This window comes from Chromobacterium fluminis (assembly GCF_011602385.1).
Classification (GTDB): Bacteria; Pseudomonadota; Gammaproteobacteria; order Burkholderiales; family Chromobacteriaceae; genus Chromobacterium; species Chromobacterium fluminis.
The window spans coordinates 1-264 of the sequence record NZ_JAAOMA010000150.1; the positions used below are offsets into that span (position 1 = coordinate 1).

1 protein-coding gene is annotated in these 264 nt (G+C 63.6%); it reads right to left on the bottom strand.

Features of this window, described 5'->3' with window-relative positions; all coding sequences use genetic code 11:
• On the bottom strand, nucleotides 1–264 hold a 264-nt coding region (locus HA052_RS27270; RefSeq protein ID WP_166454459.1), incomplete at both ends, for an ATP-binding cassette domain-containing protein.

Sequence of the window (264 nt, forward strand, 5' to 3'; positions counted from 1 at the left end):
TCTGGAAGATGATCTGGATGCGGCGTTTGTAAGCGTGGAAGGCCTTGGCGTCCATGCCCAGCAGGTCCTGGCCGTGGAACAGCGCCTGGCCGCCGCTGGCCTGGTGCAGCCGCACCAGGGTCAGACCGACGGTGGTCTTGCCGGAGCCGGATTCGCCGACGATGCCCAGGGTTTTGCCCTTGGCCAGTTTGAAGGACACGTCCTTGACCGCGTGGAACTGGCGTTTGCCGAACAAGCCTGCGCGCACGTCGAAGGATTTGCTCA